The sequence below is a fragment of the Pseudochelatococcus sp. B33 genome, assembly GCF_053570585.1.
The window spans coordinates 117263-142858 of the sequence record NZ_JBSEFH010000017.1; the positions used below are offsets into that span (position 1 = coordinate 117263).

The 25596-nt window shown below is 67.6% G+C and carries 19 protein-coding genes; 11 read left to right on the forward strand and 8 right to left on the reverse strand.

The features are described 5' to 3' along the window. Positions 1 to 74: 74 nt before the first annotated feature. From ACUSIJ_RS19100 to ACUSIJ_RS19120, 5 genes are all read left to right on the forward strand, one after another. The gene (locus ACUSIJ_RS19100) at positions 75 to 3920 is read left to right on the forward strand and encodes an ExeM/NucH family extracellular endonuclease (RefSeq protein WP_449309999.1); all 3846 of its coding nucleotides are present in this window, start codon (positions 75 to 77) and stop codon (positions 3918 to 3920) included. 364 nt (positions 3921 to 4284) lie between these two features. Continuing rightward, complete coding sequence (locus ACUSIJ_RS19105; RefSeq protein ID WP_449310000.1) at positions 4285 to 4908, forward strand: MucR family transcriptional regulator; 624 nt, start codon at positions 4285 to 4287, stop codon at positions 4906 to 4908. A 419-nt stretch (positions 4909 to 5327) separates the two neighbouring features. Then, positions 5328 to 6791 (forward strand): NADP-dependent succinate-semialdehyde dehydrogenase, encoded by a 1464-nt coding sequence (gene gabD, locus ACUSIJ_RS19110; protein WP_449310001.1) that lies wholly within the window; start codon positions 5328 to 5330, stop codon positions 6789 to 6791. A gap of 236 nt (positions 6792 to 7027) precedes the next feature. Then, complete coding sequence (gene pyk / locus ACUSIJ_RS19115) at positions 7028 to 8440, forward strand: pyruvate kinase (protein ID WP_449310002.1); 1413 nt, start codon at positions 7028 to 7030, stop codon at positions 8438 to 8440. Between the two features lie 201 nt (positions 8441 to 8641). Next, positions 8642 to 9307 carry an FMN-dependent NADH-azoreductase gene (locus ACUSIJ_RS19120; RefSeq protein ID WP_449310003.1) on the forward strand — a complete coding sequence of 222 codons (666 nt, stop codon included), beginning with the start codon at positions 8642 to 8644 and terminating at the stop codon, positions 9305 to 9307. Between the two features lie 84 nt (positions 9308 to 9391). Here the strand turns inward: ACUSIJ_RS19120 and ACUSIJ_RS19125 are convergent, their stop codons facing one another. Continuing rightward, complete coding sequence (locus ACUSIJ_RS19125) at positions 9392 to 10600, reverse strand: ABC transporter substrate-binding protein (RefSeq protein ID WP_449310004.1); 1209 nt, start codon at positions 10598 to 10600, stop codon at positions 9392 to 9394. 150 nt (positions 10601 to 10750) lie between these two features. On the opposite strand from ACUSIJ_RS19125, the gene ACUSIJ_RS19130 reads away from it, so the two are divergent. Continuing rightward, positions 10751 to 11743: a GntR family transcriptional regulator gene (locus ACUSIJ_RS19130; RefSeq protein ID WP_449310005.1), complete on the forward strand. Its 993-nt coding sequence runs from the start codon at positions 10751 to 10753 to the stop codon at positions 11741 to 11743. Positions 11744 to 11757: 14 nt separating this feature from the next. Continuing rightward, a complete protein-coding gene (locus ACUSIJ_RS19135) occupies positions 11758 to 12684 on the forward strand; it encodes a LysR substrate-binding domain-containing protein (RefSeq protein ID WP_449310006.1) in 927 nt (308 codons plus the stop codon). A 5-nt stretch (positions 12685 to 12689) separates the two neighbouring features. Here the strand turns inward: ACUSIJ_RS19135 and ACUSIJ_RS19140 are convergent, their stop codons facing one another. Both ACUSIJ_RS19140 and ACUSIJ_RS19145 read right to left on the reverse strand, forming a co-directional pair. Beyond that, entirely contained in the window at positions 12690 to 13598 is a 909-nt protein-coding gene (locus tag ACUSIJ_RS19140; protein ID WP_449310007.1) for a polysaccharide deacetylase family protein, read from the reverse strand. 5 nt (positions 13599 to 13603) lie between these two features. Then, positions 13604 to 14287: a DUF1989 domain-containing protein gene (locus ACUSIJ_RS19145; protein ID WP_449310008.1), complete on the reverse strand. Its 684-nt coding sequence runs from the start codon at positions 14285 to 14287 to the stop codon at positions 13604 to 13606. 384 nt (positions 14288 to 14671) lie between these two features. On the opposite strand from ACUSIJ_RS19145, the gene ACUSIJ_RS19150 reads away from it, so the two are divergent. From ACUSIJ_RS19150 to ACUSIJ_RS19165, 4 genes are all read left to right on the forward strand, one after another. Then, the gene (locus tag ACUSIJ_RS19150; protein WP_449310009.1) at positions 14672 to 15640 is read left to right on the forward strand and encodes a BMP family protein; all 969 of its coding nucleotides are present in this window, start codon (positions 14672 to 14674) and stop codon (positions 15638 to 15640) included. A gap of 137 nt (positions 15641 to 15777) precedes the next feature. Further along, on the forward strand, positions 15778 to 17304 hold the full coding sequence (locus ACUSIJ_RS19155) for an ABC transporter ATP-binding protein (protein ID WP_449310010.1): 1527 nt from the start codon (positions 15778 to 15780) through the stop codon (positions 17302 to 17304). Continuing rightward, a complete protein-coding gene (locus ACUSIJ_RS19160) occupies positions 17301 to 18392 on the forward strand; it encodes an ABC transporter permease (protein ID WP_449310011.1) in 1092 nt (363 codons plus the stop codon). Before ACUSIJ_RS19155 ends, ACUSIJ_RS19160 begins: the two co-directional genes overlap by 4 nt. Then, complete coding sequence (locus ACUSIJ_RS19165; RefSeq protein WP_449310012.1) at positions 18389 to 19318, forward strand: ABC transporter permease; 930 nt, start codon at positions 18389 to 18391, stop codon at positions 19316 to 19318. Before ACUSIJ_RS19160 ends, ACUSIJ_RS19165 begins: the two co-directional genes overlap by 4 nt. Here ACUSIJ_RS19165 and ACUSIJ_RS19170 read toward each other — a convergent pair. From ACUSIJ_RS19170 to ACUSIJ_RS19190, 5 genes are read right to left on the reverse strand one after another with little or no spacing between them, the layout of a single operon-like run. Further along, positions 19297 to 20913, reverse strand: coding sequence for a dipeptide ABC transporter ATP-binding protein (locus ACUSIJ_RS19170; protein ID WP_449310013.1), 1617 nt, complete (start codon positions 20911 to 20913; stop codon positions 19297 to 19299). The two genes, ACUSIJ_RS19165 and ACUSIJ_RS19170, sit on opposite strands and share 22 nt — an antisense overlap. Then, positions 20913 to 21821 carry an ABC transporter permease gene (locus ACUSIJ_RS19175; RefSeq protein WP_449310014.1) on the reverse strand — a complete coding sequence of 303 codons (909 nt, stop codon included), beginning with the start codon at positions 21819 to 21821 and terminating at the stop codon, positions 20913 to 20915. The genes ACUSIJ_RS19170 and ACUSIJ_RS19175 overlap by 1 nt, the downstream gene beginning before the upstream one ends. Before the next feature lie 7 nt (positions 21822 to 21828). Further along, the gene (locus ACUSIJ_RS19180; protein ID WP_449310015.1) at positions 21829 to 22722 is read right to left on the reverse strand and encodes an ABC transporter permease; all 894 of its coding nucleotides are present in this window, start codon (positions 22720 to 22722) and stop codon (positions 21829 to 21831) included. Positions 22723 to 22739: 17 nt separating this feature from the next. Then, positions 22740 to 24287: an ABC transporter substrate-binding protein gene (locus ACUSIJ_RS19185; RefSeq protein WP_449310016.1), complete on the reverse strand. Its 1548-nt coding sequence runs from the start codon at positions 24285 to 24287 to the stop codon at positions 22740 to 22742. Then, entirely contained in the window at positions 24284 to 25594 is a 1311-nt protein-coding gene (locus ACUSIJ_RS19190) for an alkaline phosphatase family protein (RefSeq protein ID WP_449310017.1), read from the reverse strand. The genes ACUSIJ_RS19185 and ACUSIJ_RS19190 overlap by 4 nt, the downstream gene beginning before the upstream one ends. Positions 25595 to 25596: the final 2 nt, after the last annotated feature.

The window sequence follows — 25596 nt, forward strand, 5'->3', positions numbered from 1 at the left end:
TGTCGAATGTTAGTTTAACGACAGTTTATTTGCTGGCAGAGCTTTCTCTGCCTATACATCACAAGGATATTGGCATGTCTCAGCTTGATTCCGCGTCGAATGGTGATTCGGCGACGTCGGTCACCTTTGATGCAGAGGGCGATGCGCCTCAGGCGCTGCTGATCTCGCAGATCCAGGGCACCGCGACCGCCAGCACCTATATCGGCAACTACGTGCTCGTTTCCGCCATCGTCACCTACAAGACCGTGGACGGCTTCTTCCTGCAGGAAGAGGACAGCGACGCCGATGACGACGCGGCCACGTCCGAGGGCATTTTCGTCTACACCGGAGGTGCGCCGACGGTTGCCGTCGGCGATCATGTCAATGTGTCCGGCACGGTCGATGAATATTTCAACCTGACGCAGATCAAGGACGTGACGGACATCGTCACCCTGTCGAGCGGCAACGGCCAGCCCACGCCGGCGGTCATCGCGCTGTCGCCCGACTTCATCACCGATCTGGAGCGGTTCGAGGGCCAGCTCGTCACGCTGACGACGGGCACGGAGCTGCCGCTCACCGTCATCGAGAACTTCAACTTCGACCGCTATGGCGAGATCGTCGTTTCCGCCGGCGGGCAGGTGCAGCCGACGCAGATCTTCGACCCGAACACGCAGCTCGACGAGATCCATGCGCTGCAGCAGGCCAACGCCAACAACCGCTTCAAGATCGACGACGGCAACCCGGCCCAGAACCCCATCGAGTTCCCCTACGCGCCGGCCGCTGTCGGCGACAACGGCAACGGCTTCATCGACGCCGGCGACACGTTCTCGGAGCAAGGCCCGACCCTGCGGCTGGGCGCCGAGCTCACCGGCCCGGTGACCGGCGTGCTGACCTACAACTTCAACGAATACAAGCTGCTGCCGATCGGCCTGCTGCCCATCGACGAGGCGACGAACGGCGGCGCGCGCCCGCAGGAGCCCGAGGATGTCGGCGGCCGGCTGACGGTGGCGAGCTTCAACCTGCTCAATTACTTCACCACCCTCAACGATGGCTCGGGCAACGGCTCCGGCCCCGAAAACCTCGAGCCGCGCGGCGCGACGACCGAATCCGATCTGCAGCGCCAGACCGACAAGATCGTCACCGCGCTGCTCAAGCTCGACGGCAGCGTCATCGGCCTGCAGGAGCTGGAAAACAACGGCTTCAGCGATGCCTCCGCCATTGCAGTACTGGTGAACGCCCTCAACGCCCGGGCTCCCGACGGTACGGTCTATGCCTTCGTCAACCCGACCGCGGCCGATTCCGACGGCTTCATCGGCACCGACGCCATCACCACCGGCCTCATCTACAAGACGAACGAGGTCAGCGTCGTGGCGAGCGACATCTTCGTGTTCGATGAAGGCGGTCAGCAGAGCACCCGTCCCGCCGTCACCGCGACGTTCGAGGAAGCGGGCACCGGCGAGCGCTTCACCGTCTCGGTGAATCACTTCAAGTCGAAGAGCGGCACGGGCAAAGGCGCGGACGCGGATCAGGGCGACGGCCAGGGCGCCTTCAACGCCACCCGCGTCGAAACCGCCCACCAGCTCACCGAATGGCTCGACATCGGCAATTCCGAGGGCTACTTCGCCAAGAACGGCATCACAGATCCCGACGTGCTCATCCTCGGCGATCTCAATTCCTACGCCAAGGAAGACCCGATCAGCGCCATCCGCGATGCCGGCTATGTCGACCTGATCGACGCCCACATCGGTCAGGACGAGGCGTTCAGCTACCTGTTCGACGGCCAGCGTGGCACGCTGGATCAGGGTCTCGCGAACGGGTCGCTGGCGGCGCAGGTCACCGGGGTGGCCGAATGGCACATCAACTCGCAGGAGCCGGACCTGCTGAACTATTCCAGCCAGTTCACCGATCCCCGGTTCTTCAACGACGACGTCTTCGCCACCTCGGACCACGATCCGGTGGTCATCGGCCTCAACCTGTCGACGCCCACGCCCGATATCCCGCAGATCATCGCCCACCGCGGCGCCAGCGGCTATCGCCCCGAGCACACCATCGAGGCCTACAAGCTCGCCATCGAGATGGGTGCGCAAGTCATCGAGCCCGATATCGTGGTCACCAAGGACGGGCATCTCATCGCCCGCCACGAGAACCTGCTCAACGAGACCACCGACGTGAGCGAACGGCCCGAGTTCGAGCACCTCTACACCACGAAGAACATCGACGGCACCGAAGTCTCCGGCTGGTTCGCGGAAGACTTCACCCTGGCCGAGATCAAGACGCTGTGGGCGCGCGAGCGCATTCCGGAGATCCGCCCCGAAAGCGCGGCCTACAACGACCAGTTCCGCATCGCCACGCTCGAGGAAGTCATCGCACTCGTCAACGAGGTCGAGCAGGAAACCGGCAAGAAGATCGCCATCGCCCCCGAGACGAAGCATCCGACGTTTTTCCAGTACACCGGCCAGTATGTCGACGGGGAGTTCATCCACGTCAACACGAGCCAGTTGCTCGTCGACAAGCTGGTGGACCTCGGTTTCACCGAGCGCGACCGCGTCTATATCCAGTCGTTCGAGGTGGCGAACCTCATCGAGCTCGGCACCAAGATCCAGCCGGAGGCGGGCGTCGACTTCAAGCTGGTGCAGTTGCTCGGCGGCGCGTTCGACATCTACTTCCACTTCACCCCGGAATTCGCCGAGCTCGGCGCGAATCCGGACATCTACAAGGACTTCGACTTCCCGCTGACGCGGGAGAGCGCCCTCAACACCGACCTGTACACGCCCCAGGCGGCCGCGGCGATCGCCAAGCTCTACGGCGATGCGCTGGCGCCGGCGAAGGACGCCGTGCTGCAGACGACCGGGCTGCTCAACCCGGTCGACGCCAACGGCGACGGCATCCCGCAGGTGACCCGCATCATCTCCAATATCCTTGATCTGCCGGCCATCGCCCACGCGGTCGGGCTCGAATCCATCCTCTGGACGGTGCGCGCCGACGAACCGTTCCTGGCGCTGAACCCCGACGGCACGCTGCAGTTGCCGGTCGAGGAAATCGTGCGGCTGTTCGACTTCGGCATCGACGCGCTGTTCACGGACTTCCCCGACCTCGGCCGCACCATCGCGGACCAGTACAAGGCCGGAGACGGTGCCATCGCCGCGCACAACTTCTGGGGCGGCAACGACATCCTGGTGCGCGATGTCGCCGGCTTCACCGCCGAGAAGGGCACCGACGGCTTCGATCTGGCCGTCTACTACGGCGACCAGGCGATCGTGCTGCCCGATACCGTCGAGGCTCTGCGCCTCAACGGGTCGAATGACGTTGTGGTCGTCGGCAACGGGCTCGACAACGTCCTGCTTGGCAACGCCGGCAACAACCGCTTCGTCGAGAGCGCCGGCAACGACCGAATCGACGGCGGCACCGGGCGCGACATCCTGATACTGGCCGGCGCAAAGGCGGACTACACCATCGAAGTGAAGGACGGACTGGTCCACATCGCCAACGCCGCCACCGGCGGGCTCCAGCGGGTCAGCAACATCGAAACGCTGGTATACGCCGATCAGACGGATGATCTGCTGGCGGCGGGACAGAGTGACATCCAGGGGCTCTACCACGCGTTCCTCGGCCGGGAAGCCGACGGCGCCGGTTTCGACTTCTGGCTGGGCGAAAGCCTTGCCGGACAGGACGTGTGGACGATCAGCGCCCGGTTCGCCGAGGCGGAAGAGTTCCATCAGTACAGCGAGGGGCTGGATAACGCGGCTTTCATCGACGCGCTTTACACCACGGTGCTGGAGCGCGCGGGGGAAGAGGCCGGCCGGCAATACTGGATCGGCCAGCTCGATGAAGCGGACGCCTCGCGTGCCGACGTCGCGCTCTTCTTCGCGCAGAGCGACGAGGCCCAGAGCCGGGTCAGCCTGCTGACCCCGCCCTCGGACCTGTGGACAGAGGTGGCCTGACGGCTCTCGAAGCGCCGGCCGATCGAATGGAACCATTCGGTCGGCCGGAACGCGTCCGAAAGAAAAGTATCACGGGGAATGCCCCGCCAGACAACTGTCGAACGCTGCGTTTATCTCAAAAACATCTTGGGCTCGACTGGCCGCGATCCCGGCTACCGCAATGAAAACAGACACAACCATTGCCATGCCATCCCGCGCATGACCCGTCCCGATCATGGATTCACGTGCGCCGATCGCCTTTTGCTGATGTTTTTCAATATTAGACCCTTGATATTCCGTCACAAAAGTTGCACGGTTGATCTAACCTGACTAAGAAAGGCGAGGTCAGGATATTCATTGCAACATCAGTACGAAGGGGATTCTTATGTCGGAGCCTGAAAAGCCCGATCTCACTGCCTTGACAGTACAGCTCCTGAGCGCCTACGTCGGAAACAATGCGGTGCCGAGCAACGAGCTTGCCGAACTGATCCGCGCGACACGGGCCGCCCTGTCCGGAGATGACAAGCCGGCAGTGCCGCCGCAACCCGAATATATCCCCGCTGTTTCCGTGCGCACCAGCCTTGCCTCTCGCGATCACATCATCAGCCTGATCGACGGCAAGCCTTACAAGAGCCTGAAGCGGCATCTGGCGACCCACGGGCTGACGCCGGCGGACTACCGGTCTCGCTATAACCTGCCGGACGATTATCCGCTGGTTGCTCCGAACTATTCGCAGCAGCGGCGGGAAGTGGCGAAGCTGCAGGGCCTGGGCCGGCGGAAAACCGAGACGGCGCCCCCTCCCCCCGAGGAGCCCGCGGCCGTCGAGCAGGCGCCCGAGGAGCAGGCACCACAGGAGCAGGCACCCGTGGAGCAGGCCGCGCCCAAGCGCAGGGGACGCGCGAAAGCAGCGTCGGCAGCACCGGCAGCGCCGGCCGCGGCGCCCCGAACCAAACGCGCTGGCAGAGGCAAAGCGGCTACCGCGTCCAACGTCGCCGAACCGGTCGAGTGACCGCTCCGAAGGATTCGCGGGTCATTCATGCCCCGTGAACCGTAAGGCTCGGCACCTGTCGAGCCTTACGCTGCCTTTGGTTCCGCGGGCACTGCTGCCCGTCTGACTCGGCTGTTGCGGCCGGCATGCCCATGCCGGCTTGGCGGAGCCGTGGCAACGTTTCAGGGTCGCTGAAGACTGTCCGCACGGGCCGGGGGAACCGGTGGCCGGCCGCCGCAGTGTCCGCGAGGAGCCAAGCCGTATCGGCAGGGCACACATGTCCCGCGCCTCCTTGACCGGAAGCGGCGATCCCCGCCATGCTGGGGATTGCGGGCCGGATCCGTATCGGCGCCGGCCCGCCAGCGAACAATAAAGACGAACAATAAAGACAGAGACACGCGGGCGATATCGTCCTGTTGCACAGGTGAGGAGGCCGTACCTTGACATTGAAAGATCCCACCCTGTTCCGCCAGGCTGCCCTCGTCGGCAAAGACTGGATCGAGGCAAGCGCCGACAACGCCATCGAGGTCAACAACCCCGCGACGAACGAGATCATCGGCCGCGTTCCGAAGCTCGGAGCGGCGGAAACCGAAGCCGCGATCGAGGCCGCGCGCCTCGCGCAGCAGGAATGGGCCGCCCGCACCGCCAAGGAACGCGCCGCCGTCCTGCGGGCGTGGTTCGACCTGATCATCGCCAACAAGGAGGATCTCGGCGCGATCCTGACCCTCGAACAGGGCAAGCCGCTGGCCGAGGCGACCGGTGAAATCGTCTATGGCGCGAGCTTCATCGAATGGTTCTCCGAGGAGGCGCGCCGCGTCTATGGCGACATCATCCCCGGCCATCAGCCCGACAAGCGCATTCTGGTCCTGAAACAGCCTGTCGGCGTGGTGGCGGCCATCACCCCCTGGAACTTCCCGAATGCCATGATCACCCGCAAGGCGGGGCCGGCCCTCGCCGCCGGCTGCGCCATGGTGCTCAAGCCCGCCTCGCAGACGCCGTTCTCGGCGATCGCGCTCGCGGTGCTGGCCGAGCGGGCGGGCTTGCCGCCGGGCCTGTTCAGCGTCGTCACCGGCTCGGCCGCCGCGATCGGCGCGGTGATGACGGCCCATCCCACCGTCCGCAAGCTCACCTTCACCGGCTCGACGGAAATCGGCGCCGAGCTCTACAGGCAGTCGGCGCCGACGATCAAGAAGCTCGGCCTCGAACTCGGCGGCAACGCGCCCTTCATCGTGTTCGACGATGCCGATCTCGACGCCGCCGTGGACGGCGCCCTGATCGCGAAATACCGCAACAACGGCCAGACCTGCGTCTGCGCCAACCGGATCTATGTTCAGGACGCGGTCTACGACGCGTTTTCGCAGAAGCTGGCGGAGGCCGCCGCAGGGCTCAAGACCGGCAACGGCTTCGACGAGGGCGTCATCCTCGGCCCCCTGATCGACAAGGCGGCGCTCGCCAAGGTGGAGGAGCACGTCGCGGACGCGGTCGGTAAGGGTGCGCGGATCGTCACCGGCGGCAAGCGTCACGTGCTCGGCGGCACGTTCTACGAGCCCACGGTGCTGGCGGACGTCACCAGAGACATGGCGGTGGCCCGCGAGGAAACCTTCGGTCCGGTGGCGCCGCTGTTCCGCTTCACGGACGAGGCGGACGTGATCGCACAGGCGAACGACACCGAGTTCGGCCTCGCCTCCTATTTCTACGCGACCGACATGGCACGCGTCTTCCGCGTTGCGGAGGCGCTCGAATATGGCATGGTCGGCGTCAACACCGGTCTGATCTCGACGGCGGAAGCGCCCTTCGGCGGCGTCAAGCTTTCCGGGTTGGGCCGGGAAGGTTCGCGGTACGGGATCGAGGAGTTCCTCGAAATCAAATACGTCTGCCTCGGCGGCGTCGACCGGCGCCGGTGACCGCGCGGCGGCGGCGGTTTCCCCGGCCGCAACGGCTCGGCCGGGGACAGGCGGTCCGTCACCGGGGCGTTGTGTTCGTTCTGCATGCTTTCCATGGTGGCGGTCGGGCGGGCCAGCGCAAGCCGGAGGTTCCCCCGGCCGGCGCCCAAGTTGAGCGTCATCTCTCGAACGTCATCTCCACGCGCTACATCTTCTGAACGAAACGAACAGAGGGCGGCCTTGGGGCCGATCGCATCATGCACCGTCAACGTCGCTCCAAGATCGTCGCCACCGTCGGCCCGGCCAGCGCCGCGCCGGAGATGCTGAAGGACCTGTTTCTCGCCGGTGTCGACACCTTCAGGCTGAACTTCAGCCACGGGACCCATGAGGACCATGCCAGGGTGCACGGCGCGATCCGCGCGCTGGAGCGGGAATTGGGCCGGCCGATCGGCATCCTGCAGGACCTGCAGGGGCCCAAGATCCGCATCGGCACCGTCCGGGACGGCGGGTTTGCCGTCGCCGCCGGCGAAACCATCCGCTTCGTCCTGAACGGCACCGAGGGCGACCGGACGGCGATCCCGCTGCCTCATCCCGAGATCTTCGCCGCCATCGCGCCGGGCCAGGACCTCCTGATCGACGACGGGCGCGTGCGCGTCAGGGTCACCGGCCTCGGCGCGGAGCACATCGACGCCACGGTCGCCGTCGGCGGGACGATCTCGAACCGCAAGGGCGTGAACCTGCCCGGCACCGTGCTCGACCTGTCGCCGCTCACGGCAAAGGACCGCGCCGACCTCGAATTCGGCCTGTCGCTCGGGGTCGACTGGGTGGCGCTGTCCTTCGTGCAGAAGCCCGGTGACCTGATCGAGGCGCGCGCCCTCATCGGCGAGCGGGCCGGGCTCATGGCGAAGATCGAGAAGCCGTCCGCCCTCGACCACATCGAGGACATCATCCAGCTTTCCGATGCGGTCATGGTGGCGCGCGGCGATCTCGGCGTGGAGATCCCGCCGGAGGAGGTTCCCGGCCGGCAGAAGGAGCTGGTGCGGGCATGCCGGCTGGCCGTGCGGCCGGTGATCGTCGCGACGCAGATGCTCGACTCCATGGTGGCGGCGCCGACGCCGACCCGTGCGGAAGCCTCCGATGTCGCGACCGCCATCTACGACGGCGCCGACGCCGTCATGCTGTCGGCCGAATCGGCGACGGGCCGCTACCCGCGCGAGGTGGTGGCGATGATGGACCGCATCATCCGCAGCACGGAGAGCCACAAGCTCTACCGCTCGCTCATCGCCGCATCCGAGCCCGGCGAGGAGCAGACGCCGCCGCACGCGGTGGCGGCGGCGGGGGCGGATCTGGCGGACGCGATCCACGCGCCGGTGATCGTGGCCTTCACCTCGAGCGGCACCACCCCGGCGCGCATCGCCCGCAAGCGCCCGCCGGTGCCGATCCTGGCGATCACGCCCGATGAGGCGGTGGCACGGCGTCTGGCGCTGCTGTGGGGGGCGCACAGCGTTCTCGCCGAGGACGTGAGCACCTACGAGGAAATGGTCGAGCGCGCCGCAGCCACCGCGCTTGCCGAGGGCTTCGCCCGTCCGCGCGACCATATCATCGTGGTTGCCGGCATCCCGTTCGGCAAAGCCGGCACGACGAACAACCTGCGCGTCCTCCAGCTCTGAGGCCGGCAACAACGGCCTCTGCGGGATTTCATGTTTTAGTGCAGCGTGCAGAAAAGTGGTTGCCACTTTTCGTTGACGAAGCTTGCACAAATTCAAGAACCTGGAGAGCATGAGTCTGCCTCAACAGGTGCTGATCAAGTTGATTTTGTCGCCGATTCCAAAAGGCGTTACGGCTGTCGAAACACTCATCGAGGTTTCCACATGCCCATCAAGACCCTTCTGCATGTCGACTCCAGCGCCAGGCTGGAACGTTCCCATTCCCGGCGGCTCGGGAAACTTTTCACCGATCTCTGGCGCTCGGCGCGCCCGCAGGACCGGATCATTCATCGCGACGTCGGACTGAACCCGCCTCCGGCGATGAGTCAGGACTGGATAGCCGCCGCGTTTACCGCCCCGGATCGGCGCACCGCGGCGATGAGGGAGATGCTCGCCCATTCCGACGAACTCATCGACGAGATCGAGCAGGCGGACGTCATCGTCCTCGGCGCCCCGATGTACAACTATAATATGCCGGCCTCGCTGAAGGCATGGTTCGATCAGATCGCCAGGATCGGACGAACGTTCTCGTTCGACCTCGCCCGGGGCGATTTCCCGATCGAGCCGGTGCTGAAGGGCAAGCGGCTCGTGGTGTTGTCGTCGCGCGGCGAGTTCGGATTCGCCGGCGGCGTGCGGGCCCACATGAACGCGCTCGATACAGGGATCGCCGCCTGCGCCCACTATCTCGGCGCGGACGCGGCCGATATCATCACCATCGCGGCTGAATACGAGGAATTCGGCGGAGAACGCAGGGAACAGGCGCTCGCGGACGCGGAAGCGGCGATAGCGCGTACGGTCCGGGAACTCACGGGGCAGACCGCCGTCGTGTAACCTTCGACGGCGGTCTGCGGCCGACACCGACGGACACCGGGGGCAAGCGCCCGCTCCCGTTGCGGCGGCCGCATGGTCGACATGTCACCGCCGATAGTTCAGGAAATCGTGCCAGCGCCTGACGAGGTAGTTGTGCTCGTCCATGACGGCGTTCCAGATCGCGATCGCCGACATGCGTTCTCTATAGGAGCCGCCCTCGCGCAGCGTCCCCGCCGGCACGAAATCGGTGCCGTCGACGCCGGGGAGTGTTCGCGGGGCGGGCCGGCCGGCGTACCAGTAGTCCCACTCTCCTTCGCCCATGTGCCGCCTCGCGGCGTCGGGCACCGAAAAGTAGTAGCCCTGCCGCGCGACAACCGCTCCCGGCCAGCCGCCGAGCCACCAGGCCATGTACTCGTAGGCCATGTCCAGCCGGCTCGCATCGACATGCCGCGAGATGGCCATGCCGCCATACCAGCCGCGGTAGCCCTCCGCGGGCGCGGCGGTCCGGAACGACGTGTGACGCAGCCCCTGCAACCCCAGGGCGGAAGACCAGATGCTGCCGATACGCGCCCTGCTGCGGGAAAACAGATCGGCCGAATCCGCCGGCGTGCTCCAGAAGCCGGCGAAGTGCCCCTCCCGGCGCAGCGCCATGAGCACGTCCATCAGGCGATCGATCTCGCCGACCGTCAGATTGCCGGGGTCTTCGACATCGAGCAGCCCGGCGGCGCGGGCGGCCAGGATCGCATCGATGGCGCCGATCGACGCGTTGCTTTGCAGGACAGCCCGCTTCCACATCGGATCGATGAGCCACGCCCAGCTCTCGCTGCTTGCATCGTAGCCATCGGGCATCGTTTCGGGCCGATACCCGAAGCTGTCGGCGCAGTGGGTCAGGGGCAACATGCTGATGCGGCCGCTCTCTGCCGGACCCAGCCGACTGTCGCTCTGCACGAAGAGCATCCTCGACGGCACGCCGCCGAAGCCGTTGCCCGTCGAGGCGCAGTTCGCGAGCGCCGCCTCGGCTCCCGGATACCGCACGATCCGGTCGACCTCGATGGCGCGGATGGCATGCGCCGTCCAGACGAACTCCAGGTTGTGGAACCATTGGTCGTAGACGTCGAAGCTCTCGGGGGCCGTAACGCCGGTCCGGTGCGCCAGATTGCCGTCCATGACAATCCCCTCGATGTCGAATCCGAGATCGCTCCTCGCCCGTTCCAGAATGCCGGGGATGAGCGTCGACGTCGTTCCGAGAACGCGCAGCACGCGTCTGCGGGTCTTGACGGAGGGCGCGGCGGCTGCATGGGTCGGACGGGTCATGGCTGGAGCCTGTTCCATGGGTAGAGCCTGTTCACGGCGTTTCCATACTGTCGATAACGAAACTTGTTTACAAGCATCATTTTTAGTGACAGGTTTAAGACCTCAGATCGAGGAGACAAGCTGATTCAGCGCGTATCTGGGCGAATCCGAATGCAAAAGTCGATTTCATCCGCTGATGAAGAGGGTCCCCTCTACCGTGTCTATGCGTCCCGCATCCTCGCGGCCATCGAGGACGGGCGTTTCGAGCCCGGTCTCGTGCTTCTCGAGGGCAGACTGTCGGCAATCTTCGAGACCAGCCGCGCGACCATTCGCAAGGCGCTCAACGACATCGCCGACCAGGGCGGGATCCGGCGTTTCGACGGCCGCGGCTTCGTCGTCGCGGGAGGCGGCGACGTGGAGCCGATCCGCCGCCCCATCGGCGCCGACGAAATCACCGCCGAGAACGGCCCCGCCGCGAGGCCGGCCGCCGACAACATCATCGCCGAGGTCGAGGCGGCGGTGATGACGGCTGTCGCCTTCGGACATTATCGCATCGACGAGCAGAAGCTCGCGGGCGCCTTCGGCGTCAGCCGGCCGGTCGCCCGTGAGGTTCTGTGGCGGCTGCGCGAGGCCGGGCTCGTGGAGAAGGAGCTTCATTCCCCGTGGCTGGCCGGACCCGTCACCGCGCGTGCCGTCGCGGAGGACCGGGAGTTGCGCATGCTGCTGGAGCCGCACGCGCTGAAACTCTCGGCACCGATGCTCGACAGGGCCGAGCTGCTGCGCATGCGCGATCGCGTCACCGCGGCACGCCGCCTGACGGGGAAGATCCCGCGCGCCGCCATCGAGGCGATCGAGCAGGATCTCCACATCACGTGCGTGCGTCACTATCGCAACGATCGCGTCAAGCGCGTCATGCGCACCGGCCGGCTGCCGATGATCGTCGATGCCCTGTTCGCCGAGTTCATCGGGATCTATCCGGACGATCCCGCCTTCGTCGAGCACGGCATCGTGCTCGACCAGTTGCTGGCCGAGGAATTCGACGCGGCCGCGGCCAGTCATTCCGCCCATCTGAGACAGGAAAGCAAGCGGACTCTGGACCGGCTCAAGGTTATGTCCGTGCTCCCCGAGCCCGAGGTGGCTCCCTATCTCGAACGCATCGTGTGACCGGGAGGCAAAGCATGCGCAAGCTACCCCCTCTGAACTCCATCCGGGCCTTCGAGGCGGCGGCCAGGAACCGCAGCTTCACCGCTGCCGCCACGGAGCTGTGCGTCACCATGACGGCCGTCTCCCACCAGATCCGCCATCTCGAGGAGCAGCTCGGCCAGAAGCTGTTCGAACGCACCCCGCGCGAGGTCAGGCTGACCGCGCTGGGCGAGAAGCTCTACCCGGCGCTGCGCGACGGCTTCGACCGTTTCGCCGAGGCGTTCGAGCAGATTCACGACCGCAACGGGCGGGAGTCCCTGACGGTGACGACGACGCGCGCCTTCGCCGAGCGCTGGCTCATGCCCAGGCTGCCCGGCTTCACCGGCGCGGCGCCCGGTGTCGATGTCCATGTCGAGGCCACGGAGGAACTCGTCGATCTGCGCCGGTCCGACGTCGACGTCGCGATCCGTTACGGTCACCAGCCGAAGGACGACCTGTCGTCCACGCTCCTGCTGCAGGACATGTACGGCCCGGTCGCGAGCGCCGATTGCCCGGGGATCGCGTCGCGGCAGATCGAGGATTACCGGAGCATGCCGCTCCTCGCCTACAAGTGGGTCAACCGCGCGCTCGACGCGCCGGACTGGGCACGATGGCTGGAGGCCGCGGGAAAGCCGCCCGTCGACACGTTCCGGGTTTCGTGGTTCAACGACGAGAGCCTCGCCATGCATGCGATGGAGCGCGGCATGGGGCCGCTGCTCTGTTCCGATATCATGACGGAAGATGCGGTCCGGGAACGCAGGGCGGTCAGGCTGGACGGACCGCTCCTGCCGGGCTTCGGCTACCATCTCGCCTATCTGCCGGGGCGCCATCGGCGGCGCCCCGTCGCCCGCTTCTGCGAGTGGCTTCGCGCCGAGGCGGCCGATTTCATCGAGCGGCCCCGACGCCTCGCCGTGGTGCCCTGAGGCTGCTACAGGCTGTTGCCGACCGCCGGGGAGAGGACGACCGGCCTCTCGTAGTATGGCAGCTGCTCCACCCGCACCGTCGTGCCTTGCCGCCGGACGGCCTCGACATGGGCGACGATGTCCGCGAGCGGCGCGAACCAGACGTCGCGGCGGGAGAGCACGTCCTCCAGAAACTTCTCCACCAACCGCCAGCGGGCGAGCCGCCCCGTCAGGAACGGATGCCAGACCGGCATCCACAGGCCTCCGGCCTCATAGTGGGCCTCGAATTCCTCGAAGAAGGCGGCCAGGCCCGCTGACGGGGAACGCACGGGCATCATGTAGCCGATTTCCTCGTAATGCGCGAATGCCGGCCAGTCGTCGTTGCCCCAGTGCGGCGGCACCTCGTACAGCTCGCCGTCCCGGCTGCGCATCAGATAGGGGATGTCGTCGGCCATGAGCGACGAATCGTAGGCGAACCCGTGCTCCACGAGCAGGTCGATCGTGCCCTGGGTGACGTTGTACACGGGCGCGCGATACCCGCGCGGCGCCCTGCCGGTCATGCGCCGATGCACGTCGAGCGCCTTCTCGAACCAGAAGCGCTGTTCGGGCTGGGAAATCACGGTCGGGTCTTCATGCAGATAACCGTGGTGGCCGATCTCGTGACCGTCCTTCAGGATGGCCTCGACCGCATCGGGGTACTGCTCCATGGTCCAGGCCGGGATGAAGAACGATTGCCGCAGCCCGAAGCGCCGATAGGTTTCGAGGATCCGTGGCACGGCGGTCGTCGGGCCGTAGCGCCCCATGGTGACGGGATAGAGCCGGTTGAAGCCGTCTCTGGGCCTTGCGATGTGAATGAGGCTGTCGGCGTCCACATCGAAGGAGATCGAGCACGCGCAGCGCGCGCCGTTCGGCCAGGGGATGGGGTTTCGGATCATGACGGTCAGTCCACGCGGAAGGCGATGCTTTTCGGGGTCTGGTCTTCGCCGTTGATCGGCGCCATGTCCTGCGGGCAGGCGGACATCACCGCGATCACGTCGACATCGGCCCGCAGCGCCACCCGGTCGCCCTGCCGCGAAACGGGCGCCAGCCAGGAGATCGAGCCGTCCGCCGCCACGGGCGTGTTCATCCAGATGTTGAACGGCGCCGGGACCGAGGGCGGGGTTATCCCGATTGCCGCGAGCGCGGCGTGGAGGTTGTCGGTGCAGTTGTCGTGATATCCCTGCGCGCCGAGCTGCTCGTAGCGATGGATGTCGCAGGCGGCGATGACGGTGTCGTGCACGCCGGGCGAGGTATCCTCCTCCAGCGTCAGCAGCGTCCGCCGCCGGTTGCTGGTCAGGCCGTCTCCGACCTGCGGCGTCAGCCGGCTCGCCACGGCGTGAAAGTGCGGCAGGGAGACGAACTCGCTCACGTCGCCGGCCGCAAAGGCCCAGAAGTCGCAGACCTGCGTTCCGTGCGTGTTGACGATGGTCAGCACCTGCCCGGCCCGCAGGCGCACGGCCCACCCGCGCCGCGCCGGCACCTCGTAGAGCAGCCCCGCCTCCGGCGTGCCGTCGGGTGCAATGGGATGGTTCCGGTCTTCGTGGTCGTTGTCCTGCCCTGAGCGGCCGGGTGCGACTGGCGCCATGGACTCGCCTCCGTTTGTGTCGTGCCTCCGTTTTCTCGACCGAGCTAAACGCCAAAGGGCGCAATCCGCCATTGGGATAATCTCAGGGGGTTATGAAGAAAAAGAGCCGGGTCACAAGCGCGATGCCCAGACGGTGGCGAGCGCCACCGCCGGGCCCAAGGAGGAACCGCCGGGGACGCGGTCGGGCTGCTCGCGCGCCGTCGGCGTGCCGAAAAGGAGAATGCACTCAGATTGGTCCTGCCGACGGGGATCAAGCCGTGTGTTGCCCCGGGTTCAACCGGGGCTGAGAAGTGCTCATTTGAGCGATCGCGTCTGTGAAAGTTCTACTGCGCAGAAGAAGGCGGCCGGCAATCGAGCCGGCGCATAACAGCATGGGGAACATCGATGAGTTTCACAAGGCGCACCTTGCTGGGAGCCGCCGCCATCGCGGCGCCGGCCCTCATCCTCGCCCGCCCGGCATCCGCAGCCGACATGAAAGTGGCGATCGTCATGCCCGGACCGATCACGGATCATGGCTGGAGCCAGTCGGGCTATGAAGCGCTGATCGCCGCCGCCGAGAAGCTCGGCATCGAGACCGCGTACAGCGAGAAGGTCGCGCAGCCCGACCATGTCGAAAGCCTGTCCGACTACGCGCGGCGCGGGTTCACCCACGTGATCGGCCACGGCGGCGAGTTCCAGGATGCGGTCGACAGGGTCGCGGCGCGCTTCCCCGATACCCGTTTCATCGTCACCAACGGCCTTCGCGCAGCAGGCAACGTCACCACGGCGGATTTCTACTTCAGCCAGCCCGCCTATCTCCTGGGCTTCCTCGCCGGACGCCTCACCAAGACCGGAAAGGTCGGGCTCGTCCAGGCGCAGCAGTTCAAGTTCACCAACGACACGGTGGCCGGCTTCGAGGCGGGCTTCAGGGCGGCGAGGCCGGACGGCCAGGTATTCTCCACCTGGACCGGCGACTGGGAAGACGTCGCCAAGGGCAAGGAGGCCGCGCTCACCCTGATCGGCCAGGGCGCCGACATCATCTGGCCGACCATGGACAGCGCCACCCAGGGCGCCCTGCAGGCCGTCAGGGAGAAAGGCGCCAGGGCGTTCGGGCTGTACTACGACGCCATATCGAAATGGCCGGACATCATGCTGCAGTCGTCGATTCTCGACGTGAAGGCGCTGATCGTTTCACTGCTGAGCACGGCCAAGTCCGAAGGGCTCGAGGGCAGGAACTACAAGTTCGACCTGAACCAGCCGGATACCGTGCGGCTCGGCAGCTACCACCCGGACATCCCGCCCGAGATCGTGAAGGAAATCGAAGCGCTCGCGGCCAGGATCAAAGCCGGCGAGTTGACGATCGAACCGGCGTAGGTTCCTGAGTTTGCGCAGCTTTGTCGACGAAAAGTGGCCCCCATTTTTCTGCACGCTGCGCTGACGCTTCCCGGCATCCGGCGCCGCGCCGGGCACCGGCCTGTTTCGCGCCCCGTCACCACCAAGGGAGTCATGGGTTGAGTTTCCTCGTCCTCGACGGAATCAGCAAGAAATTCGGCGACTTCACAGCGCTCAGCCAAGTCGATCTCTCGGTCGAGCGCGGCACCGTGCGCGCCGTTCTCGGCGAGAACGGCGCCGGCAAGACGACGCTGATGAACGTGCTCTACGGCCTGTACCGGCCGACCGAAGGGTCGATATGCATCGACGGGAAGGCCGTACACCTGCGCTCTCCCTCCGACGCCATCGCCAATGGCATCGGCATGATCCATCAGCACGTGCATCTGGCCGAGGCGCTGACGGTGGCGGAGAACATCCTGCTCGGCACCGACCGGAGCGCGTCGCTGATCGGGCTGCGCCGGCACGCGCGGGACATCGCGCGGATGAGCGAGTCCTACGGACTGGCGATCGATCCGGCGCAGGAGGTCTGGCGGCTGTCCATGGGGATGCGCCAGCGTGTCGAGATCCTCAAGGTGCTCTATCGTGGCGCGAACATCCTCGTGCTGGATGAGCCGACGAGCGTGCTGGCGCCGAACGAGGTCGACGCCTTCCTGCAACGCATGCGCGTTCTGCGCGACAGCGGCAAGACGATCCTGTTCGTCACCCACAAGCTCGACGAGGTCATGGCGCTGGCGGACGACGTCACGGTGATGCGGCAGGGGCGCGTGGTTGCGGGCCGGCGCGTCGCCGAGACCGATCCGCGCGAGCTTTCGAGGCTGATGGTAGGCCGGGACGTGGCTGCGCCGACCGTGGCGCGGCGCGGCGAGGCGGGCGCGGTCGTGCTCGAATGCCGTGATCTGACGGTCCGCAACGACCGCGGCGCGATCGCCCTCGACAACCTGTCCATCGCCGTGCGGCGGGGCGAGATACTCGGCCTCGCCGGCGTGGACGGCAATGGCCAGCAGGAACTCGCAGAGGCGATCTGCGGGCTGAGGCCCCTGGAGGCCGGCCGGATCCTCGCCGGGGGCCGGGACGTCACCGGGCTCACGGCCGACTTGCGGCACCGGATCGCCCGGATCGGGTTCGTGCCCGAGGATCGCCACGGCACGGGGCTGGTGCTCGACCACTCCATCGCCTTGAACTTCGCGCTCAGATCCTTCCGCCGCCCACCGTTCGCCCGCCTCGGCCTCCTCGACCACGGGCGCATCGCCAGGAACGCCGCCGACCTGATGGAGCGCTACGACGTGCGCGCGCGCTCGATCCGGCAGGCCGCGCGGGATCTGTCGGGAGGCAACCAGCAGAAGATCATCCTCGCCCGGGAGATCGAGGCCAGGCCCGATATCCTCGTCGTCGCGCAGGCCACGAAGGGGCTCGACATCGGCGCGGTGGCGTTCGTTCACCGCAAGCTGATCGATGAGCGCGACCGCGGCACCGCGATCCTCTACATATCCACGGAACTCGAACACGTCGCCGAGGTGGCGGATCGCATCGCGATGATCTTTCGCGGCAGGATCACCGGCGAGCTTCTGCCCGGCGAACTCACCGCCGAGCGCGCGGGTCTCCTCATGTCGGGGGCCACGGGGACCAGCACCGGAGAAGCCGCATGAACCGCCTGCTCGACCTCGCCAGCGGCCTGCGCATCCCCCTCGCGGTCGCCGCAGCGCTGCTTGTCAGCTCCGTCCTCATCGTCGCGGCCGGCGGCGATCCCCTCGCAGCCTACGGCCTTCTCTTCCGGGAAGCCTTTCTCGACTACTGGGGGCTGTCCAACACATTGGTGAAGACCTCACCGATCCTGCTCGCCGCGCTCGCCGTGATCGTGCCCCTGCGCGCCGGCCTCTACAACATCGGCGGCGAGGGACAGATCTATATCGGCGGCCTGTTCGCCACCGTCGCGGCGCTGCGGCTCGAGGGCGTTACCGTGGTCGTCGCGATGCCGCTCGTCGTCCTTGCGGCGATGGCGGGAGGCGCGCTCTGGGCGGCACTGGCGGGATTGCTGCGCGCCTGGCGCGGGATCAACGAGGTGATCGTGACGCTGCTCATGAACTTCATCGCGATCCACATCGTCAGCTACGCGGTGAGCGGACCCATGATCGCGCAAGGCGCGCCCTATCCCTATTCGGATGAGGTGCCGGCCGCGCTGCGTCTGCCCATCCTGCTGCCGCAGACCGATGCGCACATCGGCGTCGTCTTCGGCCTCGTCGCGGCCGCGGCGATCACCGTCGTCTTCCTGCGAACCCCGGTCGGAATGGCGCTCGACATCACCGGCAGGAGCGTGAATGCCGCCCGCTATGCCGGGATCGACGTCAGACGCCAGATCGTCTGGTCCATGGCGGCGGGCGGTGCGTTGGCCGGCCTCGCCGGCGGCATCGAGGTTCTCGGCCTCAAATATCGCCTGTTCCATCTGTTCAGCGCCGGCTACGGCTTCGACGGCATCGTCGCCGCCTTCATGGCGAACGCCAACCCCGCCCTCGCCCCGCTGTCCGCCTTCTTCCTGGCCGGCCTGCAAGCGGGCGCCAACGTGATGCAGCGCGTGGCGGGCATCGACGGCAGCGTCGTGGAGGCAATGGTCGGCATCATCGTCATCTTCGTCGCGGCGAGCCTCGCCTGGAAGCTCGATCTGCTGCGCGTCTTCGTCTCCGGAACGGGCCGGGACAGCACACCCGCGATGCAACTCTCAAGGCCGGAAAGCAAATGATGGATATGGTTCTCGACACCGGCGCCGTCGCCCTGCTGCTCGGCGCGGCCGTCCGTCTGGCGGTGCCGATCGGCTTCGCCGCGCTCGGCGGCGTGATCGCGGAACGCAGCGGCGTCTACAATGTCGGACTGGAAGGCATGATGCTGATGGGCGCCTTCGGCGCGGCGGCAGGCGCCCTCGCCACCGGCTCGCCGGTCGCGGGCTGCGTGCTCGGTATGGCGCTCGGCATGGCCGGCGGCCTTCTGCTGGCGCTGCTGGCGATCACGTTTCGTGTCAACCAGCTTGTCGCCGGCATCGCCATCAACCTGCTGTCCGCCGGCCTGACGGCCTTCCTGGCGCGCAGCCTGCTCGCAGGCCGGAGCGGCAGCGTACCCGGCTTCTCGGCGCTCGACCTGCCGGGGCTAACCGTCATCGGGGATGCCCTGCTGCGGCAGGATCCCCTTGTCTACGCCCTGGCGGTCCTGACGGCGGTGGTGGCGTTCGTCGTCTACCGCACCCATGCGGGCCTGAGCCTGCGCGCCGCCGGCGAGAACCCCCGCGCCGCGGATTCGTCCGGTGTCGACGTCACGCGCGTCCGCTATGCCGCGCTGGCGCTCAGCGGCGGGCTCGCGGCGCTCGGCGGCTGCCACCTGGTCCTCAGCCAGATCTACCTGTTCTCGGAGGGCATGAGCGCCGGCAAGGGGTTCATTGCGCTCGCCGCGGTGATCCTCGGCCGCTGGCATCCGCTCGGCGCGGTGGCGGCCGCGCTGTTCTTCGGCCTTTGCGACGCGCTCCAGCTCCGGCTGCAGTTCTCGAATCCCGACATTCCCTACCAGATATTCCTCATCCTGCCCTACGCGGCATCGCTGATGGTGCTCGTCTGGTTCTTCGGCAGAAGCCGGCAGCCGGCAGCAGCCGGGCAGATCTACGACAGGGAAAGCCGGTGAGCGGCCCCAACGTCGATCAGCGGGCGCGGGATGGATGCGATCAGCCGCCGGGTATAGGGCTCGCGCGGCGCCCGCACGATCTCGCCCGCCGCGCCCTGTTCGACGATCCGCCCGCGGTGCATGACCGCGATCCGGTCGGAGACCCAGCGCACGATCTCGATGTCGTGGCCGATGAACATCATGGCGAAGTTGCGCTCGGCCTGGATCGCCTTCAGCATGGCCACGACCTGCATCTGCACCGTCGCGTCGAGCGCGGAAACGACCTCGTCGCAGACCAGCAGCTCGGGTTCGGACAGCAGGGCGCGGGCGATGCAGACGCGCTGGCGCTGACCGCCGGAGAGCTGGTGCGGATAGCGGGAAAGGTACTCGGGGCCGAGACGCACGTCGTCCAGCGCCTGCTCCAGCCTGCGGCGGTCCCCCGGCCCGGAGAGCCCCAGCAGTTCGAGCGGCTCGCGCATCGACGCCTCGACCGTCAGCCGCGGATTGAGCGCCCCGTAGGGGTTCTGGAAGATGATCTGGATGCGCCGGCGCAAGGCGCGATCGAGCCGGGGGAGCCGCGCGATCGGTGTATCGAACAGCGTGATCTCTCCCTTCCCGGGCCGGGCGAGCCCCAGCACCAGCCGCGCCAGCGTCGACTTTCCGGAGCCGGACTCGCCGAGGATCCCGAGCGTCTCGCCCGGCGCGATGTCGAGCGACACGCCGCGCAGCGCCGGGAACGGGCGACCCAGCAGCCGCTTGGCCGGATAGTCGTAGGCGACGTCGGCGACCCGCAGCACCGGCGTTGCCGCCGTTCTGGCAGCGCCTCGCGGCGCGGGCGAGGCCAGCACCCGGCGGATCGAGACGAGCTGGCGGGTATAGTCCTGCCGGGGAGTGGACAGCACTGTCCCGACCGGCCCCTGCTCGACGAGCGCGCCTGCGTACATCACCAGCACGCGGTGCGCGAGCGTGGCGGCGGCCGCGAGATCATGGGTGATGAAGAGCACGGCGTTGCCGAGTTCCTCCTGCAGCCGTTTCAGCAGGCTCAGGATCTCGGCCTGGACGGTGGCGTCCAACGCACTCGTCACTTCGTCGGCGATGAGCAGGCGCGGCTGGGCGGCGAGCGCCATGGCGAGCATCACGCGCTGCTGCTGGCCGCCGGAGAGCTCGTGCGGATAGCGGCGCACGATCGCCGCCGGATCGGGCAGCTCGACCATCCCGGCGAGTTCGATGAGCCGCCTGCGGCGCGCCTCTCCGCCCGGAACGCCCGCCCGCTCCAGCGCCTCGCCGATCTGCGCGGCGACGGTCATGAACGGGTTGAGACAGCTCATCGGATCCTGAAAGACCATGCCGATGCCGCGGCCGCGAATGGGCCGCATCGCGGCCTCGTCCTGCGGCCGCAGCGGCTTGCCCTCGAAGGTGAGGCGCGACTGCGCGGCAAGCCGCGCGCCGGGCGGCAGCAGCCCGATGATGGCCGAGGCGGTCATCGACTTGCCGGAACCGGATTCGCCGATCAGCGCCAGTGTCTCGCCGGGAGCGATGGAGAAAGTGAGGTCGCGCACCACCCGCCGCCCGGCGATGGTGATGTCGAGACCCTTGACGTCGAGAACCGGTTGCATCAGGCGAGCCTCGGATCGACCAGACGGTGGAGCATGTCGACGATCGTGTTGATCGCCACCAGACCGACCGCGATCAGCGTGACCGCGGCCAGGATGACGGGGTAGTCGCGGCCGTGGATGGCGTTCAGCGTCAGACTGCCGAGCCCCGGCAGCGCGAACAGCACCTCCATGGTCAGCGAGCCGGCGACGAGCCCGCCGAGCACGAGGCCGGACAAGGCCAGCACGATCGGCATCGCAGCCGGCGTCACGTGCGCCCAGGCGATGCGCCAGGGCGACAGGCCCTTGGCGCGCGCGGTGCGCACGTGCGGCAGCATCGCCGCCTCCTTCAGCTCCTCGCGCAGCGCCTTGACGATCTGCCCGGCATTGTCGAGCCCGATGATAACGACCGGGACCAGCAGTCCGCCGATCACCGGCAGCCAGCCGAGCCAGACGGAGAAGACGAGGATGGCCGCGACGCCGGCGCAGAAGGTGGGCACCGCGATCGACCAGGTGTTGACGGCGTCCACCGCGCCGTCGAGCCAGCGCGAGGGCCGCGCCGTCGCCGCGACCGCCAGCAGGAGCGCGAGGCCGAGGCCGAACGCGAAGCTGAGCGCCCCGAGCTTCGCCGTGACCGGCAGCGCCGCGGTCAGCATCTCGGAAACCGGCCTGTCGAACCGGATCGAGCGGCCGAAATCGCCGGCGGCGGCATGCGCCACCCAGTCGCCGAACTGCGCTGGCAGCGGCCTGTCGAGCCCGAAATCCCGGCGCATCTGCGCCTGCTGCTCGGCACTGAGCCCTCCCTCGAGGCCGAGCACGTCGACCACGTCTCCGGGCATGACCCGACACAGGAAGAAGGTCAGCATCACGATGCAGGCCGCCTGGACGAGGCCGCGCAGCAGGCTGCCGAGGATGGAGAGGATGCGTGCCATGCCGACCTCAAACGCTGGTAGCCTCCGGCACGCGCGCGCCGGCGCGCACCGGATCGAGCCACTGCCGCAGATGATTGCCGATCACCGAAAAGCTGAGCGTCAGCAGCACCAGCGCGACGAGCGGCGCGAGGATCGCGTGCGGGGCGCGCTCGATGAAGCGGCTCGCGTCCGCGATCATCCGGCCCCACGTCGGGGTATCGGGCGAGGAGCCGACGCCCAGGAAGCTGAGCACGGACTCCGTGACGATGCAGCGCGGCAGGATGATCGCCGCCTGGGTGACGAGCGTCCCGGCGATGTTCGGCAGGATGTGGCGCCCGAGCACGTGCAGTCTGCCGCCGCTGAAGCTGGCCGCGGCCTGGACGTAGTCGCGCGCGGCCTCGCGGTGGTAGGCGGCACGCGTGACATAGGCGACGAGCGGGGCAAACGAAATGCCGAGCGCCAGCATCAGCGGCCCGGCGCCGCTGCCGAACCCGACGATCAGCAGCAAGGCGAGCAATGTCGCCGGCAGCGCGCGCACGAGGTCGACCCCGGCGAACAACACCGCCTCGGACCAGCGCCCGAAGGACAGCGCCGGCAGCACGAAACCCGCGCCGATGGCGAAGGCCACCAGCGTGCCCGCAACGGCAATCGCCAGCGTTTCGCGTGCGCCGTAGAGCAGCCGCGCGAACACGTCGCGGCCGAGGTGGTCGGTGCCGAGCGGAAAATCGCCGCCCGGCGCCTGATTGAGCTGGAGCAGATCCTGATCCAGCGGCGAATTCGCGCTCAGCCACGGCGCCGCCACGCCGACGACGATCGCCAGCAGGACGACGGCCGCCGCGCAGGCAAGGCCCGCCGGCCAGCGCCGGCGCGGCACAGCCGCGCGTTGCGGAGCGTGCATCGGAGCATCTGCCTCGATCGACATGGCGGCCCCCGCAACCGTCAGCCCACGCGGGCGCGCGAGACGCCCCCGCTCGCCCAGTGGCAGGCCCAGGTGAAGCCGGGCTCGTAGCCCGTCACGCCCGTGCGGACGGCGATGAGGCTCGGCGCATGGCCGAGGACGTAGAAATAGCCCTTGTCGGTGACGCGCTGCGACGCCGCGAGATAGGCCGCCTTGCGCTTGGCGAGATCGGGCTCCTTGACGGCCGTGTCGATCAGCCGGTCGAGGTCCGGATCCTGGATGCCGCCCCAGAGCACCGGGTTCGGGCCGTCGCTCATCAGCCGGACATAGCGCTGGAAGATGTCCGAACGCGGACCCGACCCCATGGCGTTCATGTCCCAGTCGTACTGGCCAAGACGGTTCTGGGCACCGATATCGTCGAGCGCGACGTGGTTCACCTTGAAGCCGAGCTTGCGCACCATCTGCACGACCACCTGGCTGTATGCATCCTGCCAGGAGACGAACTCGATCGTGTGGTCGGCCGGGTTCACGCCGGCTTCGGCGAGCAGCGCCTGTGCCTTGTCGAGATCGGGCGTGCGGAACGGATCGGCATCGTGGGTCGCCTGATCGAAATAGACGTTGCCCGGCGCCACGATCTGGTTGGTGACGACGCCGTTGTCGCCGCCGACGAAGCGGGTGAACGCTGTCTTGTCGACGGCGAGCGCCAGCGCCTGCCGCACGCGCACGTCATCGAAGGGCGGGCGCGGCTTGCGGTTGTTGAAGGCGATGAAGTACCACGTCGTGTCCTTGAGGCCGGTAATCGTGGCCGCCCCGGCCTGCTCCAGCACGCCGGCGGCATCGCGCTCGACATTGATGATGTCGAGGTCGCCGGCCCGCAGGGCGAGGCTCTTGTCCGTGCCGTCGCGCAGGTCGAACTCGACCGCCTCGACATACGGCGTGCCATCCCCCCAGTAGTCGGCGAAAGCCGGCGCCACCAGCTTCACCTTGGGCTGCCAGGTGCCGAAGGTGAAGGGGCCGGTGCCGATCGGCGTGCGGATCGTCTCCTCCCAGCCGTCGGACTTGGGTGACAGGATCCAGAGTTCGGAGAGCAGGTTCAGGAAGGGAGCGTAGGGCTCATCCAGCGTCACGACGAGCGTGGTCGCATCCGGCGTCTCCAGCTTCGCGACGCGCTGCATCGCCGTGACGAGCCAGCCGCCCTTCACCTTCGTCTTCACGCGCTCGAAATTCTCGGCGACATCGGCGGCGGTCAGGGCATCGCCGTTGTGGAATTTGACGTTCTCCCGCAGCTTGAAGCGATGGATCAGCCCGTCCTCGGACGTTTCGAAGCTTTCGGCAAGGAACGGCTCGACGGAGCCGTCGGCGGCGATGGAGGTCAGCGCCTCGGCATAGGCCTGCTGAACGGCGATGCTGCCCGTGTGGCGATGCGGGTCGGACGTGTCGAGGCCGAGCGTCGCGTATCGCAGGATGCCCTTGCGCGCGTCCTGACTGAGAGCGGCTTCGGGGAGGAAGGCGAGAGCGCCCGCGAACGCGGTAGCTGCGCCCAGGAAGCCGCGGCGGTTGAGGCGGCGGTCGTTGAAGAAGCTGGTCATGGCTGTCCGTTCGATTGATCGTGGGGGTCGGGGGTGAATTGCAGCGGGCGGCCGTCGAGACCGTCCGCCTCGTGGCCGAGGAAGGCAAGGAGCGTGGGCGCGATATCGATCGCGGAGGTCTCTTCCCCGATCTCGGCATCGACCGGGAAACCGGGCCCGTCGAGAATCAGCACCGGCGACTGCTCGTAGCGGCCGAGCCCGCCGTGCTGGCCGCATCCGAGGCGGTCCGGCTTGCCGCCGGCGGGCTTCGCGCCGTAGCTGACGCCGGGAACCCCGAAGGCGTTGACGGCCGCGTCGTCGGCCGCCATGGAGACGGCGAAGGCGAGCCCTCCGCCGGCCGGCACGCCGAAGGCGCCGAAGCTCTCGCGGCCGATGACCCGCCCGGCCCAGGGCTGCGCTTCCAGATAGGCCCCCAGAGCCGCGATGGCCGCTTCGCCCTCCTCGGCGACATAGATCAGCGCGGCGGTGCCGTTGGGCGCGACCACGATGTCGCCGGAACCCGGCGCGGCCTTCAGGCCGGCGGCGACGAGTTCCGCCTCGATGTCCACGATCGCCGCGATGGTCTGGTGGCCGTGATCGGAGCCGACGAGCAGCAGGATGTCCTCGCCGCGCGCCCGCGCCGCGTCCACGGCCGCGATCACCTCTCCGGCATGCAGGTCGGCACGGCGCAGGGCTTCGTGATGCGGCGGCGAGCCGAGCGGGTGCGCGTGCTGGGTCGTATCCGGATGGCCGAGCCAGGCGACGGAAAGCGCCGCCCCGCCACCGTGGATGGCCTCGGTGACGAAACGCGCGACGACAGCGGAGTCGCCGTCGAGGTCGCCGCCGACGGCAAGCGCGCGTTCGCCCTCGATCGGCGCAAGGCCGGGGGCGAAGCTGCCGGCGCGGTGATAGACGTGGCCGTGGCCGAGCGGATCGTGCAGATAGGCCGCGCCCGGCGAGACGTTGTTGAACACGACGACGCCGCCCGCACCGGCGAGCCGCTCGGCGAGCGTCGGCTCGGCCAGCGCGAAGCCGGTCAGCCGCCGCTTCTCGGCGATGAACTCCGGCTTGCCGGCATCGAACAGGACGAGCCTTCCGCCCTCCTCCATCGCGATCGTATTGCCGGCGAGCCCATGGCGCGCCGGGCGGCAGCCGGTGGCGAAGCTGGACGAGACCACGCGCGTCACCGACGGAAACACGGAACGGTGCCCGGCACACCAGACACCGCGCCGCCGCAGCGCGACGAGGTTCGGCATCAGCGCCGGGGTGACGAAGTCACGGCGCAAGCCATCCAGGATGAGCGCGACCGCGCGGCGTTGGCCTGTCATGT

Coding starts and splice junctions, on each gene's coding strand:
- ACUSIJ_RS19170 (WP_449310013.1), bottom strand. CDS start 20,913: ATGCAACCGGTTCTCGACGTCAAGGGTCTCGACATCACCATCGCCGGG.
- ACUSIJ_RS19100 (WP_449309999.1), top strand. CDS start 75: ATGTCTCAGCTTGATTCCGCGTCGAATGGTGATTCGGCGACGTCGGTC.
- ACUSIJ_RS19125 (WP_449310004.1), bottom strand. CDS start 10,600: ATGACCCGTCCGACCCATGCAGCCGCCGCGCCCTCCGTCAAGACCCGC.
- ACUSIJ_RS19175 (WP_449310014.1), bottom strand. CDS start 21,821: ATGGCACGCATCCTCTCCATCCTCGGCAGCCTGCTGCGCGGCCTCGTC.
- ACUSIJ_RS19190 (WP_449310017.1), bottom strand. CDS start 25,594: ATGACAGGCCAACGCCGCGCGGTCGCGCTCATCCTGGATGGCTTGCGC.
- ACUSIJ_RS19105 (WP_449310000.1), top strand. CDS start 4,285: ATGTCGGAGCCTGAAAAGCCCGATCTCACTGCCTTGACAGTACAGCTC.
- ACUSIJ_RS19135 (WP_449310006.1), top strand. CDS start 11,758: ATGCGCAAGCTACCCCCTCTGAACTCCATCCGGGCCTTCGAGGCGGCG.
- ACUSIJ_RS19140 (WP_449310007.1), bottom strand. CDS start 13,598: ATGATCCGAAACCCCATCCCCTGGCCGAACGGCGCGCGCTGCGCGTGC.
- ACUSIJ_RS19130 (WP_449310005.1), top strand. CDS start 10,751: ATGCAAAAGTCGATTTCATCCGCTGATGAAGAGGGTCCCCTCTACCGT.
- ACUSIJ_RS19120 (WP_449310003.1), top strand. CDS start 8,642: ATGCCCATCAAGACCCTTCTGCATGTCGACTCCAGCGCCAGGCTGGAA.
- ACUSIJ_RS19145 (WP_449310008.1), bottom strand. CDS start 14,287: ATGGCGCCAGTCGCACCCGGCCGCTCAGGGCAGGACAACGACCACGAA.
- ACUSIJ_RS19185 (WP_449310016.1), bottom strand. CDS start 24,287: ATGACCAGCTTCTTCAACGACCGCCGCCTCAACCGCCGCGGCTTCCTG.
- ACUSIJ_RS19150 (WP_449310009.1), top strand. CDS start 14,672: ATGAGTTTCACAAGGCGCACCTTGCTGGGAGCCGCCGCCATCGCGGCG.
- ACUSIJ_RS19180 (WP_449310015.1), bottom strand. CDS start 22,722: ATGTCGATCGAGGCAGATGCTCCGATGCACGCTCCGCAACGCGCGGCT.
- ACUSIJ_RS19160 (WP_449310011.1), top strand. CDS start 17,301: ATGAACCGCCTGCTCGACCTCGCCAGCGGCCTGCGCATCCCCCTCGCG.
- ACUSIJ_RS19165 (WP_449310012.1), top strand. CDS start 18,389: ATGATGGATATGGTTCTCGACACCGGCGCCGTCGCCCTGCTGCTCGGC.
- pyk (WP_449310002.1), top strand. CDS start 7,028: ATGCACCGTCAACGTCGCTCCAAGATCGTCGCCACCGTCGGCCCGGCC.